We start from the raw sequence: 16,180 nt of genomic DNA, 5'->3' as shown, positions 1-16,180 counted from the left end.
GGGAGCCACCCGCCTGGCTTGAACCGGACGCGGTTAACGGTCTGCGTAGCGCTCGCCCTCCGGGCGTTCCGCCGCGTAAGCGTGTGTCGAGTAGCGGAGGTTGCGGCCTACCGATTCCTGCCGGTCGAGCCGGAAGCCGGGCTCGTTCGTGGGCCGATTGACGATGAAGGAGATGCGCACGGACTCCCATCCGTGGCTCGAATCGAAGCCGGAGATCCGGATATAGCGGTCGCCATACACGCGCCGGCATTCGGCAAGCTCCCGCATGATGCCCGCGGCGTCACGCAGATCGAACATCGGCAGGCCCCACATCTCCCAATAGGTGTTGCGGGGATGCGGATCGTCGGTGAATTCGATGTTAACAGCCCAGCCCCTGTCGAGGCAGTACTGCACCTGTGCCGTGATCTGCTCGTCGGTGAGATCGGGCAGGAAGGAGAAGCAGCCCTGGGTTATGCGCATGATGTACCCCTTTCAGACCGCGACGCTCGGCGTCGGAACGAAGTCCGGCGCATCGGTCGATTCATAGTTGAAGGTGACGTCCTTCCAGACCTCGAGCGCCTCGCGCAGCGGTGTGCAGCTTTGCGCCGCCTTCGCCAGGATCTCTGGACCTTCATGGACGTAGTCGCGCCCCTCGTTGCGGGCGAGGATCATCGCTTCCAGCGCGACGCGGTTGGCGGTGGCACCCGCCTGGATGCCCTGCGGGTGACCAATGGTGCCGCCGCCGAACTGCAGCACGACGTCCTCGCCCAGGAGGTCGAGCAGCTGATGCATCTGGCCGGCATGGATACCGCCCGACGCCACCGGCATCAGCTTGTTGAGGCTGGCCCAATTCTGGTCGAAGAACACGCCGTGCTCGAGTTGCATCGGATTGAAGTCTTCGCGGCAGATATCGTAGTAGCCGCGCGTGGTGTTCGGATCGCCCTCGAGCTTGCCGACCACAGTGCCGGCGTGAATATGATCCACGCCCGCGAGCCGCATCCATTTTGCGATGACGCGGAACGAGACGCCATGCGACCGTTGCCGGGTGTAGGTGGAATGGCCGGCGCGGTGCAGATGCAGGATCATGTCGTTCTTGCGCGCCCATTTCGCCATCGACTGGATCGCGGTGTAGCCGATCACAAGATCGATCATGACGATGGTCGAGCCGAGTTCGCGGGCGAAATCGGCGCGCTCGTACATGTCCTCCATGGTCGCCGCGGTGACGTTGAGATAGGTGCCCTTGATCTCGCCGGTCGCGGCCTGCGCGCGGTTGACCGCCTCCATGCAGTAGAGGAAGCGCTCGCGCCAGTGCATGAAGGGCTGCGAGTTGATGTTTTCGTCGTCCTTGGTGAAATCGAGTCCACCCTTCAGCGCCTCGTAGACGACGCGGCCGTAGTTGCGGCCGGAGAGGCCGAGCTTCGGCTTCACAGTCGCGCCGAGCAAGGGACGCCCGAACTTGTCGAGCCGCTCGCGCTCGACCACGATGCCGGTCGCCGGGCCCTGGAACGTCTTCACATAGGCAACGGGAAGCCGCATGTCCTCGAGCCGCAGCGCCTTCAGCGGCTTGAAGCCGAAGACGTTGCCGATGATCGATGCGGTCAGGTTGGCGATCGAGCCCGCCTCGAACAGATCGAGGTCATAGGCGATGTAGGCGAAATAGCTGCCTGGCGAACCCGGCACCGGATCGACGCGATAGCATTTCGCGCGATATTTTTCCGCCGCCGTCAGACGATCGGTCCACACCACGGTCCAGGTCGCGGTGGAGGATTCGCCTGCTACCGCCGCGCAGGCTTCGGTCGGATCGACGCCGTCTTGCGGCGTGACGCGGAACAACGCGATGACGTCCGTGTCCTTGGGCTGGTAGTCGGGCTCCCAATAGCCCATGCGCTTGTATTCGAGCACACCGGATTTGTAGCGATCCTTGCCGCGCAGGGTCATCGACTGCATATTCATATGGTCCTCCTGAAAACTTTCTGGCGTGCCCCTCACGCTGCTTCGGTCATCGCCCCAATTTGCGGATCGAGCGCGCCGGCGCGGTAGCGCCTCGCCATCTCGGACAGCGGAATCACCTTGATCTTTGCGGCATTGCCCGCGGTGCCGAACTGCTCGAAGCGGTCGCGGCAGAGGTCACGCAAAGCCTCCATCGCGGGTTTCAAGAATTTGCGGGGATCGAATTCGCTTTTCGATTGAGTCGCGACCTTGCGGAAGGCCGCGGCCATCGCGAGCCGGCAATCGGTATCGATATTGACCTTGCGGACGCCGTGCTTGATGCCGCGGACGATCTCCTCGACCGGCACGCCCCAGGTCTGCGGCATCTCGCCGCCGAACTGGTTGAACATGTCCTGCAATAGCTGCGGCACCGAGGACGAGCCGTGCATCACCAGATGCGTATTCGGTAGCCGCTGATGTATCTCCTCCACCACGCGCATCGCGAGGATGTCGCCGTCGGGCCGCCGCGTGAACTTGTAGGCGCCATGCGAGGTGCCCATTGCGATCGCGAGCGCATCCACCTTGGTAGCGCGAACGAAATCGACCGCCTGGCCCGGATCGGTGAGGAGCTGGTCATGGCTGACCTTGCCTTCGACGCCATGGTCGTCTTCTTGCTCACCGCCGCCATGCTCGAGCGAGCCGAGCACGCCGAGCTCGCCCTCGACGGAGGCGCCGACCCAATGCGCGATGTCGACGACGCGGCGGGTAATGTCGACGTTGTAGTCATAATCGGCTGCCGTCTTGGCATCGGCCTTCAGCGAGCCGTCCATCATCACCGATGTGAAGCCATAGCGGATCGCGGTGGCGCAGGTGGATTCCTCGTTGCCATGATCGAGATGCAGGCACAGCGGCACGTCCGGATACATCTCCTCGAGCGCATCGATCATCTTCGACAGCATGATGTCACCCGTATAGGCGCGCGCGCCGCGCGAGGCCTGGATGATGACGGGCGCATCGCAGGCCGACGCCGCCTCCATGATCGCAAGGCCCTGCTCCATATTGTTGATGTTGAAGGCCGGCACGCCGTAGCCGCGCTCGGCGGCATGATCCAGCAATTGCCTCAAGGTTATCCGCGCCATGCTTATTTCCTTTCGCTTGCGTGCTGGACCACGCGCCTGGCCGCAGCCGCGACGGCGGCCGGCGTAATGCCGAACTCGCGGTAGAGCACCTCGGCGGGCGCGGAGGCGCCGAAACCGTTCATGCCGACGAACTCGCCATCATCGCCAAGCCAGCGCGCCCAATCGCCCTCGATCGCGGCCTCGACGCCGACACGTGGCGCATCGCCCAGCACCTTGGCCTGGTAGTCGCGCGGCTGCTTCCGGAACAGATCGAAGCACGGGGCGGAAACGACGGCGGCACGGACATTCTCACTTCCGAGCAGCTTCGCCGCTTCGAGCGCGATCGAGACTTCCGAGCCGGTTGCAATCAGCGTGACGTCACGGCCTCCATCCGGCTCGATCGCCACATAGGCGCCAAGCGCGACGTGGTTGCTGTCGGTCGCGTCGCGAAAAGCAGGCAGCGCCTGCCGCGACAGGCACAGGATCGACGGCGAGGTTTCGGCCTTCAGCGCGCAGTCCCAGGCTTCCGCGGTCTCGATCGGATCGGCGGGGCGAAACACCAGGAGATTGGGGATCGCACGGAGGGCGGCGAGATGCTCGACCGGCTGGTGCGTCGGACCGTCCTCGCCCAGCCCGATCGAATCGTGCGTCATGACGTGGATGACGCGGACGCCCATCAGCGCGGCGAGCCGGATCGCGGGGCGGCTATAGTCGGCGAATGCGAGGAATGTTCCGCCGTAGGGGACGAAGCCGCCGTGCAACGCGATGCCGTTCATCGCCGCCGCCATGGCATGCTCGCGGACGCCATAATGGATATAGCTGCCGTGCAGCCAGCCCGACCGCACTGGCACCTGTGATTTCGCCAGCGTGAGATTGGAGTGCGTCAGGTCGGCCGAGCCGCCGAGCAGGTTCGGCAGCGCTTCGGCGATCACATCGATCACCTGCTGCGACGCCTGCCGTGTCGCAAGCTTGGGACGCTCGGCCGCGAAACGCTCCTTCAGCTTCGCCATCGCCTCGGTATAGGCGCCGGGCAGCTTTTTGTTCAGCGCATCGTGGAACGGCGACCTGCCGCCGCCGTTGCAGGCGCTCCGTGATCGCTCGATCCAGGCGCGGCGCGCCGCCCGGCCGCGTGCGCCGATCTCGCGCCATTCGGCAAGCACGGCTGGCGGAACTTCAAATGGCTCGTAGCGCCAATCGAGCGCTGCCCGCGTTTTGGCGACCTCGTCCGATCCGAGCGGTGCACCGTGAACCTTCTCGCTGCCTTCCCGGTTCGGCGCGCCGAAGCCGATCACTGTCTGGCAGGCGATCAGCGACGGCAGGTCACTCTTCCTGGCTTCATCGATCGCCCTCGCAACCGCTTGCGGATCATGGCCGTCGATCCGGCAGGCCGACCAGCCGGAGGCCCTGAAACGCGCGAGCTGATGGTCGGAACAGGACAGTGACGTCGCGCCGTCGATCGAGATCCGGTTGTCGTCGAACAGCACGATCAGCCGGTTCAACCGCAAATGCCCGGCGAGCGAGATCGCCTCGTGGCTGATGCCTTCCATCAGGCAGCCATCGCCGGCGATGACATAGGTGAAGTGATCGACGAGTTCGTCGCCGAACCGCGCATTCATCAATCGCTCGGCGAGCGCCATGCCGACGGCGGTCGCGATGCCCTGCCCGAGCGGGCCGGTCGTCGTCTCCACGCCGGGCGTGTGGCCATATTCGGGATGGCCTGGAGTCGCCGATCCCCACTGGCGGAAGGCCTTGAGCTGATCCAGCGTGACGCCTTCATAGCCGGTCAGATGCAGCAGCGCGTAGAGCAGCATCGAGCCATGGCCGGCCGAGAGCACGAAACGGTCGCGGTCGGGCCACGCCGGATCATCGGGGTCGAATTTGAGGAAGCGCGAGAACAGCACGGTCGCGACATCGGCCATGCCCATCGGCATGCCGGGATGCCCGGACTTCGCCTTCTCCACGGCATCGATGGCGAGGAAGCGGAGGGCGTTCGCCATCTCGGCATGGCTGACTTGGGTGCGGCTGGCCACAGACGCAAGTGCGGTCATATCGTTCGCCTCTTTCGTTCCATCAGTTGCAGAATCAGCGGGGTGAGGATGAGCTGCATCGCCAGGTCGAGTTTGGCGCCGTGGATCACGATCGAATTGGCGCGCGACATAAAGCTGTGCGGGATCATCGAGAGCAGATAGGGAAAATCGATGCCACGCGGATTCTTCAGCCGGATCACGACCATCGATTCGTCCGGCGTCGGGATCCAGCGCGCGATGAACGGGTTCGACGTGTCGACCGTCGGCACGCGCTGGAAGTTGATGTCGGTCTCGGTGAACTGCGGGCAGATGTAGTTCACATAATCAGGCATGCGCCGCAGGATGGTGTCGGTCACTGCCTCCGTGGAATAGCCGCGGTGGCTGCGATCGCGATGCAGCTTCTGGATCCATTCGAGATTGATGACGGGGACGACGCCGATCTTGAGGTCGGCATATTTGGCAACATTCACCTTCTCGGTGACGACGGCGCCATGCAGGCCCTCATAGAACAGCAGATCGGAACTCTCCGGCAACGACTTCCACTTGGTGAAAGTGCCGGGATCGCCGCCGTAGAGCCGCGCCTCCTGCTCGTCGTGCACATAGTGCCGCGTCGTCCCGGTGCCGGACTCGCTATAGTCGCGGAACAGTTTTTCGAGTTCCTCGAACAAATTGGTTTCGGGGCTGAAATGGCTGAAATGCTTGTTGCCGCGCTCGGCCTCCTCGACCATCTTGCTGCGCATCTCGGCGCGATCGTAACGGTGGAAGGCATCGCCTTCGACATAGGCGGCGCTGACATTCTCGCGCCGGAAGATGTTCTCGAAGGTCTTCCTGACCGATGTCGTTCCGGCGCCGGAAGAACCTGTGACCGATATGATGGGGTGACGCCGCGACATGCCGGCCTCCTTCAGCGAAACAGTCCGCGGCGCGCGAACAACGGCGCGTCGGCGTTTTCGAACAGCGGCTCGACGCCCTCGTGCATCATATCGATGTCGCGCACGGTGCGCGGCGATCCCATGATCAAGGGCACCCGCTGGTGCGGCGTCCGCGCCGAAAGTTCGAGAATGCGGGCGCGCCCGCTGGAGGCGGCGCCATCAGCCCATTCCATGATCAGCGCCACCGGGTGGGCTTCGTAGAGCAGGCGCAGACGGCCTTCGCGGTAGCCCGGGCGCGCATCGGCTGGATAGAGAAACACGCCGCCACGGACCAGGATGCGGTAGGCTTCCGCCACCAGCGAGCCGATCCAGCGCATGTTGAAGTCGCGGCCGCGTTCGCCATTGGCGCCCGCGAGGCATTCGTCGATATAGCCGCGCACCGCGCCGCTCCAGTGCCGGCGATTGGAGGCGTTGATCGCGAACTCCGGCGTATCAGGCGGAATCCGGATACCGCGCCCGGTCAGCACGAATTCGCGCCGCGGCGGATACAGGGTGAAGACGTCGACGCGCTGGTCGAGCGCGAGCACCAGCACGGTCTGCGGGCCGTAGATGAAACAGCCGGCGGCAATCTGCGCGGTGCCGGGCTCGAAGAAGGTAGAGAGGATGTCGCGCGCCTTGGGCCGGATGGAAAATATGGTGCCGACCGAGATGTTGTTCGCAAGGTTGGCCGAGCCGTCGAGCGGATCGATCGCGACACAGAGGGGCGCCTCGGCGTCAAGCGTCTCCGGCAGATCCACTTCCTCCGAGAGCACGGCGGCCACCGGCGCTGTGCGCAGGGCGTCGCGCATCAGGCGATCTGCGACAACATCGATGTCCTTTTGGGTGTCGCCGGCCGGATTGACCGCACCGTCACGGCCGGTGATGCCGACCAGCGGGCCCGAGGCGATGATGCCTGCGAGTTCGACCGCGGCCGCTGCCAGCGCCTCGACCACCGCCACGGCTGCGGCGCGGACGGTGTCCTGACGCGCGGCGTCGTCGAGATAGGCATGCAATGCAGGAAGATGATCCACGGCCGCTCTCCCGTTCACCGAGCCCTCTCGACGGGGCTTCGCTTGAAGCGGCTCCGGAGCGGAGTCGCTGTCGCCACTATCAACACGCGAATTGCAGAATTAGTGAAATTTTAATATCTTAAGTGTGGCCAAAGTATTTTTTATGGAGGTACTCATGCCGGGACATTTCTCGCGCGACCTCACCATTCGTCAGCTGCGCGCGTTGACCGCCGTGCATGCGGCCGGCTCGATCACGGGCGCGGCCAACCGGCTCAACCTCACCCAGCCGGCGGTCACCCTGCAGCTTCGCAACCTGCAGGAGCTCGCCGGCCTGCCGCTGATCCAGCGCACCGTTGAAGGCATGGCGTTGACGGATGCCGGCCGCACCGTTCTCGCGCTGGTCGAGCGTATCGAATCCGCGCTCGCCGACTGCGAGCAGTCGCTCGACATGATCGCGGGCAAGAACGGCGGGCGCGTCGCGATGGGCGCAGTCAGCACCGCCAAATATTTCGTGCCGTTCGCGATCGCGGCGTTCTCGCAACGCTTCCCGAAGATCGACGTGACGCTCAGAATCGGCAATCGCGAGGACATCCGCGATGCGCTACGCGGCTACGACCTCGATATCGCCGTGATGGGGCAGCCGCCAGCGGACATCGAGGTCGAGATGCGCCCGCTCGGCAGGCATCCGCACGTGATCATCGCCGCCGCCGATCACCGGCTCAATGGAAAGAAGCGCGTCGCCGCGACCGATCTTGCCTTTGAGACCTTCATCACCCGCGAGCACGGCTCCGGCACGCGGCTGCTGATGGAGCAGTTCCTCCAGAAGCATCGGATCGAGCCCAAGGTCGGCATGGCCATGGACAGCAACGAGACCATCAAGCAGGCGGTGATGGCCGGGCTCGGCATCGCCTTCATCTCCCAGCACACCGTCTTCCACGAGTTGGAGGAAGGACGGCTGGTGGTGCTCAAGGTCGCGGGCCTGCCAGTGATGCGCCAATGGCACGCGATCCGCCGCGCCGACAAGATCCTGCTGCCGCCGGCGCAGGCGATGCTGGATTTCCTCGGAAAGGAGGGATCGCGCTATTTGCCGAATGTGCGGTGAGGCCTGCCGCGCAACCCAGCCGTCATACGCGGGCTTGACCCGCGTATCCATCCATCATCGCAAACGACTCATTGGAGATGGATGGCCGGGTCAAGCCCGGCCATGACGAGAGAATGCTGAGGCGTGACCTTAGACGTCGAAGAACACGGTCTCGTTGTCGCCCTGCAGGTGGATGTCGAGCACATAGGCCGGATTGGCAGCGCCCGCCTTGCGCTTGGCGATCAATGTCGCGCGGCGATCGGCCGGCACCAGCGCCAGCACGGGGTCCTCGGTGTTGGCCGTCTCATCATCGAAATAGATCCGCGTGTAGAGATGCAGCAGCATGCCGCGCGCATACACCGCGAGCAGGATGTGCGGCGCCTGCGGCTTGCCGTCGGGGTCGGGCACTTGCCCCGGCTTGATGGTGTCGAAGGAATAGCGGCCGTTGGCATCGGTGCCGACGCGGCCAAATCCCTTGAACGAGCTGTTCGGAAGCGCGCGGGCATCCTGCGGATCGGAGAACCGGCCCTGCGCGTCGGCCTGCCAAATCTCCAGCATGCAGTCCGGCACAGGCACGCCATCGCCGTCGAACACCGTGCCTTCGACGCGGATGCGCTCGCCGGAAACGTCGGGGGTGATCAGGTTGTTGGTGAAGGCGTCGTTCCACGCGTACTCGCCGTTCGGCGTCAGGCCGTATTTGAAATACGGGCCGACCGTCTGCGATGGTGTGATGCCGTCCGGCCGCTGCTCGCTCACTGTTTATTCTCCATCGGCGTCGCGTTCCTGCCGCGCAGGACAATGTTGAAGCGGTAGCACAGCGCCCATTCCGGCTGGGTGTTCTCGAGATCGAACGAGGAGATCATCCGCGCGCGCGCCTTCTCGTCCGTTACCGAGTTGAAGATCGGATCGAACGGAAACAAGGGATCGCCCGGGAAATACATCTGCGTCACCAGGCGCGAGATGAAGGCATGGCCGAACACCGAGAAATGGATGTGGGCCGGGCGCCAGGCATTGTGGTGATTGCCCCACGGGTAGGCGCCGGGCTTGATGGTGACGAACCTGTAATAGCCGCTCGCATCGGTCTGCGCGCGGCCGGCGCCGGTGAAGTTCGGATCGAGTGGCGCCGGATGCTGGTCGACGACATGGACGTAGCGGCCGCAGGCATTGGCTTGCCACAGTTCGACCAACGCGTTGGGCACGCCGCGGCCGTCCTCGTCGCGTACATGGCCGTGCACGATGATGCGTTCGCCAAGCGGCTCGCCCTTGTGCTGAATGGTGAGGTCGTGATCGTTCTCGCGCACTGTTTCGTGGCCATAGACCGGACCGGTCAGTTCGGAGAGCGTTTGCCGGATCGGGATCAACGGCTTTTGCGGCGAGCGCTTGACCGTCGAGCGATAGCCCGGCGACAGCCGCGGCGGGTGCGCCGCGAGCGATTGCAGCGGATAGAGCAAGGTCATGATGATTTCCTCCCTGGCGCTCCTTGCCGGTGAGCCAGCCGCCAGATCATTATAGGATATAACTAACCCGGAAAAGCGGTGTTTTGCTTTTTCTATCCCGTCATTGCGAGCGAAGCGAAGCAATCCATCTCGCCGCTCGTGGAGGCATGGATTGCTTCGTCGCTCCGCTCCTCGCAATGACGGAGAGAGGTCAGTTCAGCTTCTCGATCGCCGCCGCGACGCCCTGGCCGACGCCGACGCACATGGTTGCCAAGGCAAGCTTCCCGCCCCGCTTTTCCATGCCATGCACCGCCGTCAAGACGAGCCGCGCGCCGCTCATGCCAAGCGGATGGCCGAGCGCGATCGCGCCGCCATGCGGGTTCACGAAGTCGGCATCCTCCTTGACCCCGAGCTGGCGCAGGCAGGCTATGCCCTGCGAGGCGAAGGCCTCATTGAGCTCGATCAAATCGAAATCAGTGATCTTGAGGCCGAGCCGCTCCATCAATTTGCGCGTCGCCGGCACCGGGCCGATGCCCATGATGCGCGGCGGCACCGCGGCCGAGGCGAGCCCGAGGATGCGCGCCCGCGGCGTCAATCCGTGCTTCTTCACGGCGGCCTCGGAGGCAAGGATCATCGCGGCGGCGCCGTCATTGACGCCCGAGGCGTTGCCGGCCGTCACCGTGCCGGGGTTGCGCACTACCGGCTTCAGCTTGGCGAGGCCTTCCAGCGTCGTCTCCGGACGTGGATGCTCGTCCTTGTCAACGGTAATGGGGCCCGCCTTGCCACCCGGCGCGGAGACCGGGGTGATCTCCTCGGCGAAATAGCCGGCCGCGATTGCGGCGCCGGCGCGCTGCTGAGAGCGGATCGCGAACGCGTCCTGGTCGGCGCGCGAAACCTGGAATTCTTCGGCGACGTTCTCGCCGGTCTCCGGCATCGCATCGACGCCATACTGCGCTTTCATCAGGGGATTGATGAAGCGCCAGCCGATCGTGGTGTCGAAGATTTCCGCCGAGCGCGAGAACGCTTCCGCCGCCTTGCCCATCACGAACGGCGCCCGCGTCATCGATTCGACACCGCCAGCAATCGCGAAATCGATCTCGCCGGCGCGGATGGCGCGGCCGGCCGCGCCGACCGCGTCCAGACCGGAGGCGCAAAGCCGGTTCAGCGTCTGGCCGGGAACCGACTCAGGCATGCCCGCGAGCAGCAGCGCCATGCGCGCAACATTGCGGTTGTCCTCGCCGGCCTGGTTGGCGCAGCCGAAAAAGACCTCATCCACCTGCGACCAGTCCAGGTTCGGATGCTTGGCCATCAGCGCCTTGATCGGGGTGGCAGCGAGATCGTCGGTGCGCACCTTGGCGAGCGAGCCGCCGAAGCGGCCGATCGGGGTCCGGACGGCATCGCAGATATACACATCACGCATTGATTTCTCTCCCTGATTGCCGCGGACTTGCGCGCTAGAGGCTTGGATTGATGGCGAGTTTTAGGAGCGGGTTAGCAGGAGGTCAATTGCGGCGGACGCGTCCCTCGCCCGCGTTGAATGAGGTCGGGGGCGTGGAGAGGGTGGAAAACCCAATATCGCGGGGCAAAGCGGTGGGACGGGAGAGCGAAATTTTGTAGTTTCCGCCCCCTCATGACCGTCCAGCAGCCCATTCCCGTTCCATCCGAGGCGATACCGAGTGCGGAAACGCCCGCGCGCATCACGCCGATGATGGAACAGTACCTCGAAATCAAGTCCGCCAATCAGGGCCTGCTCCTGTTCTATCGAATGGGCGATTTCTACGAACTGTTCTTCGAGGACGCCGAGATCGCTTCAAAGACACTCGGCATTGTCCTGACCAAGCGCGGCAAGCATCAGGGTATGGACATCCCGATGTGCGGGGTGCCGGTAGAACGCGCCGAGGATTACCTGCACCGATTGATCGCGGCAGGCCACCGCGTCGCGGTGTGCGAGCAGAGCGAGGATCCGGCGACAGCGCGCGCCCGCGGCAACAAGAGCGTGGTGAAGCGCGACGTGGTGCGGCTGGTGACGCCGGGCACGCTGACCGAGGACACGCTGCTCGATGCCCGCACCAACAATTACCTGCTCGCGATCGCCCGCGCCCGCGGCTCGTCCGGCGGCGACCGCATCGGGCTGGCCTGGATCGATATTTCGACTTCCGAATTCATGGTAACGGAGTGCTCTGTCGCCGAGCTTCCGGCGACGCTGGCGCGCATCAATCCAAATGAAGCCATCGTCACCGACGCGCTCTACAGCGACGTCGAGTTCGGGGCACTGCTGCGAGAATTGCCGGCGGTGACGCCGCTCACCCGTGACGTCTTCGACGGCGCCACCGCCGAGCGGCGGCTGTGCGACTATTTCGCGGTCGCGACCATGGACGGCCTCGCCGCGATGTCGCGGCTGGAAGCCACCGCCGCCGCGGCCGCCGTTACCTATATCGACCGCACGCAGGTGGGGAAACGCCCGCCGCTGTCGCCGCCCTCGCGCGAGGCGGTCGGTACCACCATGGCGATCGACCCGGCGACGCGCGCCAATCTCGAATTGACACGCACCTTGGCCGGCGAACGCCGCGGCTCGCTGCTCGATGCGATTGACTGCACCGTGACCGCCGCCGGCTCGCGCCTGCTCGCGCAACGGCTCGCGGCCCCTCTCACCGACAGCGCTGCGATCACGCGGCGGCTCGATGCCATCTCGACCTTCGTCGCCGATAGTGCCGCACGTGAGGATATCCGCAGCGTGCTACGCGCGGCGCCGGACATGTCGCGCGCGTTGGCGCGGCTGTCGGTCGGCCGCGGCGGCCCGCGCGATCTCGCTGGGCTCCGCGACGGCATCCTGGCCGCCGATCAGGCATTGGTGCGGCTGGCGCAGTTCGACCAGCCGCCGGCGGAAATCGTGGCCGTGATGGAGGCGCTGCGCCGTCCGTCGCGGGACTTGGCGCATGAGTTCGAGCGTGCGCTCGCCGAGCAATTGCCGCTGATCAAGCGCGACGGCGGTTTCGTCCGCGAGGGCTATGAGGCCGCGCTGGACGAGAGCCGCAACCTGCGCGACGCCTCGCGCCTTGTCGTCGCTTCGATGCAGGCGCGCTACGCCGAGGACACCGGCCTCAAGGCGCTCAAGATCCGCCATAACAACGTGCTCGGCTATTTCGTCGAGGTGACCGCGCAACACGGCGACAAATTGATGACGCCGCCCTTGAACGCGACCTTCATCCATCGCCAGACGCTTGCCGGCCAGGTCCGCTTCACCACCTCCGAACTCGGCGAGATCGAAGCCAAGATCGCCAATGCCGGCGACCGCTCGCTCAATCTCGAGCTCGAGATCTTCGACCGGCTCTCTGCCATGGCACTCGCCGCAAGCGACGATCTGCGCGCCGCCGCGCTCGCCTTCGCACTGCTCGATGTCGCGACCGCGCTGGCAAAGCTCGCGGTCGACGAGAATTATGTGCGGCCCGAGGTCGATCATTCCCTGGGCTTTGCGATCGAAGGCGGCCGCCATCCGGTGGTCGAGCAGGCCTTGAAGCGCGACGGCCAGCCGTTCATCGCCAACGCCTGCGACCTGTCGCCAGGGCCGGCGCAGAAATCCGGACAGCTCTGGCTGCTCACCGGTCCGAACATGGCCGGCAAATCGACCTTCCTGCGCCAGAATGCGCTGATCGCGCTGCTCGCCCAGATCGGCAGCTATGTGCCGGCATCACGAGCGCGGATCGGCATCATCGATCGCCTGTTCTCCCGCGTCGGCGCGGCTGATGATCTCGCGCGCGGACGCTCGACCTTCATGGTCGAGATGGTCGAGACGGCGGCGATCCTCAACCAGGCCAGCGAGCGCTCGCTCGTGATCCTGGATGAGATCGGCCGCGGCACGGCCACCTTCGACGGCCTTTCGATCGCCTGGGCCGCGATCGAGCATCTGCATGAGAACAACCGCTGCCGCACGCTGTTCGCGACGCATTATCACGAGCTCACCGCGCTCTCGGCAAGACTGCCGCGGCTGTTCAACGCCACGGTGCGGGTGAAGGAATGGCAGGGCAATGTCGTGTTCCTGCACGAGGTGCTGCCGGGCTCGGCTGACCGCTCCTACGGCATCCAGGTGGCCAAGCTCGCGGGATTGCCGGCGGCGGTGATCAGCCGCGCAAAGTCCGTGCTGGCGAAACTGGAGGCGCAGGACCGCGGCCAGACCGCACGCGCTTTGGTCGACGACCTCCCGCTGTTCGCTGTCCCCTCCCGCGCCGCCGCCGAAGCCGCGCCGCCGAGCGAGGCAGAGCTTCTGGTGGAAGCGGTGAAAGCGCTGCACCCGGACGAGATGTCTCCGCGCGAGGCGCTGGAAGCGCTCTACGCACTGAAGGCAAAACTGCCGAAGGGGTAGACGCTGCCGTAGCCGTGATCGAACACCGTCATTCCGGGATGGTCCGCAGGACCAGACCCGGAATCTCGAGATTCCGGGTTCGATGCTGCGCATCGCCCCGGAATGACAGCTTCACCGCACCAACCTTCGCCGCCCGTGCCACCAGAGGCCGAGATTCCAGGTCACGCAGGTCGCAAGGGCCAAGCTGAGACCGATCGCCGAACCGAACTGCAGCGCGGCGACATGCAGCACAGCAATCGCAATTCCAAATCCCATCAGGCCCCAGGCGCCGTTGGCGATCACGGCGGCCGTCGGCGGGCCGCCGATGCGCGGATGCAGGATCAGCATCATCGAGGTGAACACCACCGGAAACAGCGCGATGATGCCGCTGACCTGCGAGCCGACCCAGCCCGAGGACGTCACCACGATCGCAACCAATGTCGCGACCAGCGAGGCGCGCAGCGGGATGTCGTACCAGCGGCGGGTGATCAGCGGCATCTTCTTCACATGACGATAGCGCTGCAACAGCGGCACGCAGATCGCAAAGGTGATGACGTTCACGATCAGCCCGGCGGCAAGCGTCCAGTGGAACTGGCGGAAGATGGACGCGAGCAGGAGCCATACCGCGACGGCGGCGACCGTGCTGAGCAGCGCACTATGGCGCTGTGCCAGCACGACATAGGTCAGTCCAAGATAGATCGTCGCCGCGTTGATGGGCAGGCTGGCGAGCGCGCCCTCGGCGATGAACGCCGCATCATGGTCGAGCGCGAGGAAGACATAGGATGGCCCCGCCGAGATCGGCAGCGTTGCCACCAGCGCGCCGATCACTGGCCCCGAACGCTCGGTGATGATGGAGGCGGTCACGACAAAGGCGGCGGTGGTCGCCATGCGCAATAGCAGCGTCAGCAGGAAGATGAATTCGGGGGGCATCGGCGCGGAAGAATTTATTGCAGGATCGCCGTAGCGACGGCCGTGAGCAACCGGCGACATGGGTAACAGTTCAGACCGACGACATAGGTAACACAATTCTCGTTTCGTTCAGGTCTGTTGTTGTTGAGGCTGTGGACCCTGAGGGCAACGCGCAGCGTTGTCCTCAAGTCCACAGCCTTTTGCTTTACGTTTGGGTCTTCGGAGCTGGTCATCGCGGTGAGCGATCGTGCCGAGCACGATCGGGCCATAGCTGACGGTCCAGCCGTCCTGGTCCTCGGCCAAGCCGACAGGCTCGCCGATCAGCGCTTCGCTGATATAGATCGTGTTGCCCTGCCACTTGATCTCTCCGTTGTGCCGGACCGAGCGAACGTCCTGGTCATCAGCGTATTCCGGCTTGCGCAAGATACCGTGGAAGCGGCGCGAGGAGGCCTGGTAGCGGTCGGCTGGCGTGGCATTGTCGAGCGATTGGTGCGGACGCTCTTGGTTGTAGAGATGCTGGAAGCTGCGCAAGCGCTTGAGCTGCTCGCGCATGGTGGGAGCCGGCGGATTGGCAACGTCTTGCAGCAGGGTCAGGTGCATGCGCTCGTGGCGGCCGTTCTGCTGAGGTTTGCCCGGCGCAATGCGCTCCGGCGTCACGCCGGCCTTGATCAGCTTGACCGACAGCCGCGACAATCCTCCGGCGCCGCGCGAGGCAAACGGCGAGCCGTTGTCCGAGCGCATGTAATGCGGCAATCCAAACTCGCGGAACGCCGCGTCCAGCGCCGGCCAGACATGATCCGTGTCGGTGTGTGCCAGAGCCTGGCAGCGCAGCAGATAGCGGCTGTAGGCATCTGTGATCGTCAGCGGCTCGCAGCGCATGCCGTCCCCGGTCAGGAACCAGCCCTTGAAATCGATACACCACACATCGTTGGCCGCCTCGCAGCCGGCAAAGGGCACGCTCGAGGGCGGGCTGCGGCGGCGCAACTTGCGCTTCACCGTCAGCCCCTCACGGTCGAACAGCTCGCCGATCGTGCTGGCCGCTGGCCATGCCGTCCGGGGTGACTTCCGTTCGAGAAAGGCAAGGACCTTGACCGGTCCCCAGGTCGGATGCGCCCGACGGACCTCAAGGCAGCGTTCGGCGACCTCCTCCGCAATGCTCTGCGGACGATGCAGGGGAGCTCGCGGACGATCGAACAGACCGGCCGCCCCTTCTTCCTCGAACCGCGCAAGCCATTTGTAGCCCACCCGACGGCTCACTCCGAACCGCCGGCACACCGCCGCAAATGACTCCTCATGCTTTTGCGCCGCCACCACAAACCGCATCCGTTCATCCACAGCACAGGTCTCCATCCAACCCATCGGCAAGCTCCTCCTTGCCGATCAGTTGACCTGTTACCCATGTCGCCGGTCTATTCTGTTACCTATGTAGCCGGTTAGGACC

At 64.8% G+C, this 16,180-nt stretch carries 12 protein-coding genes and 1 pseudogene; 2 read left to right on the top strand and 11 right to left on the bottom strand.

What is annotated here, in order from left to right; translation table 11 throughout:
* Positions 1-33: 33 nt before the first annotated feature.
* Genes YY7_RS0139540 through YY7_RS0139515 form a run of 6 tightly spaced genes read right to left on the bottom strand, consistent with a single transcriptional unit; the run spans position 34 to position 6,995 of the window.
* Positions 34-459, bottom strand: coding sequence for a ribulose bisphosphate carboxylase small subunit (locus tag YY7_RS0139540; RefSeq protein WP_028167996.1), 426 nt, complete (start codon positions 457-459; stop codon positions 34-36).
* Between the two features lie 12 nt (positions 460-471).
* Positions 472-1,932 (bottom strand): form I ribulose bisphosphate carboxylase large subunit, encoded by a 1,461-nt coding sequence (locus YY7_RS0139535; protein WP_028167995.1) that lies wholly within the window; start codon positions 1,930-1,932, stop codon positions 472-474.
* A gap of 32 nt (positions 1,933-1,964) precedes the next feature.
* Positions 1,965-3,047, bottom strand: coding sequence for a class II fructose-bisphosphate aldolase (fba, locus tag YY7_RS0139530; RefSeq protein WP_028167994.1), 1,083 nt, complete (start codon positions 3,045-3,047; stop codon positions 1,965-1,967).
* Positions 3,048-3,049: 2 nt separating this feature from the next.
* Positions 3,050-5,074, bottom strand: a complete 2,025-nt coding sequence (gene tkt / locus YY7_RS0139525) for a transketolase (protein WP_028167993.1) — start codon at positions 5,072-5,074, stop codon at positions 3,050-3,052.
* Entirely contained in the window at positions 5,071-5,946 is an 876-nt protein-coding gene (locus YY7_RS0139520; protein WP_028167992.1) for a phosphoribulokinase, read from the bottom strand. The genes tkt and YY7_RS0139520 overlap by 4 nt, the downstream gene beginning before the upstream one ends.
* Positions 5,947-5,957: 11 nt before the next feature.
* Entirely contained in the window at positions 5,958-6,995 is a 1,038-nt protein-coding gene (locus YY7_RS0139515) for a class 1 fructose-bisphosphatase (protein WP_035692126.1), read from the bottom strand.
* Positions 6,996-7,149: 154 nt separating this feature from the next.
* Here YY7_RS0139515 and YY7_RS0139510 point away from each other — a divergent pair, with 154 nt between their 5' ends.
* Complete coding sequence (locus YY7_RS0139510; protein WP_028167990.1) at positions 7,150-8,076, top strand: LysR family transcriptional regulator; 927 nt, start codon at positions 7,150-7,152, stop codon at positions 8,074-8,076.
* Positions 8,077-8,205: 129 nt separating this feature from the next.
* On the opposite strand, the gene pcaG is transcribed toward YY7_RS0139510, so the two are convergent.
* The 3 genes from pcaG to pcaF form a co-directional block, all read right to left on the bottom strand.
* Positions 8,206-8,811 (bottom strand): protocatechuate 3,4-dioxygenase subunit alpha, encoded by a 606-nt coding sequence (gene pcaG / locus YY7_RS0139505; protein ID WP_028167989.1) that lies wholly within the window; start codon positions 8,809-8,811, stop codon positions 8,206-8,208.
* The gene (gene pcaH / locus YY7_RS0139500; RefSeq protein ID WP_028167988.1) at positions 8,808-9,512 is read right to left on the bottom strand and encodes a protocatechuate 3,4-dioxygenase subunit beta; all 705 of its coding nucleotides are present in this window, start codon (positions 9,510-9,512) and stop codon (positions 8,808-8,810) included. Before pcaH ends, pcaG begins: the two co-directional genes overlap by 4 nt.
* Positions 9,513-9,702: 190 nt before the next feature.
* Positions 9,703-10,911: a 3-oxoadipyl-CoA thiolase gene (pcaF, locus tag YY7_RS0139490; RefSeq protein WP_028167987.1), complete on the bottom strand. Its 1,209-nt coding sequence runs from the start codon at positions 10,909-10,911 to the stop codon at positions 9,703-9,705.
* Between the two features lie 210 nt (positions 10,912-11,121).
* Between pcaF and mutS the strand changes: the two genes are divergently transcribed.
* Positions 11,122-13,851 carry a DNA mismatch repair protein MutS gene (mutS, locus tag YY7_RS0139485; RefSeq protein ID WP_028167986.1) on the top strand — a complete coding sequence of 910 codons (2,730 nt, stop codon included), beginning with the start codon at positions 11,122-11,124 and terminating at the stop codon, positions 13,849-13,851.
* Between the two features lie 111 nt (positions 13,852-13,962).
* Here mutS and YY7_RS0139480 read toward each other — a convergent pair whose 3' ends face one another.
* Together YY7_RS0139480 and YY7_RS54330 are read right to left on the bottom strand one after the other, a co-directional pair.
* Positions 13,963-14,760: a hypothetical protein gene (locus YY7_RS0139480; RefSeq protein ID WP_028167985.1), complete on the bottom strand. Its 798-nt coding sequence runs from the start codon at positions 14,758-14,760 to the stop codon at positions 13,963-13,965.
* A gap of 222 nt (positions 14,761-14,982) precedes the next feature.
* Positions 14,983-16,098, bottom strand: a pseudogene (locus YY7_RS54330) (integrase core domain-containing protein); the annotation flags it as partial.
* Between the last annotated feature and the right edge of the window lie 82 nt (positions 16,099-16,180).

Source organism: Bradyrhizobium elkanii WSM2783 (assembly GCF_000472865.1).
GTDB classification, from domain to species: domain Bacteria; phylum Pseudomonadota; class Alphaproteobacteria; order Rhizobiales; family Xanthobacteraceae; genus Bradyrhizobium; species Bradyrhizobium elkanii_A.
Note: the sequence above shows the minus strand (reverse complement) of the source record. Positions and strands in the feature narration are given on the sequence as shown.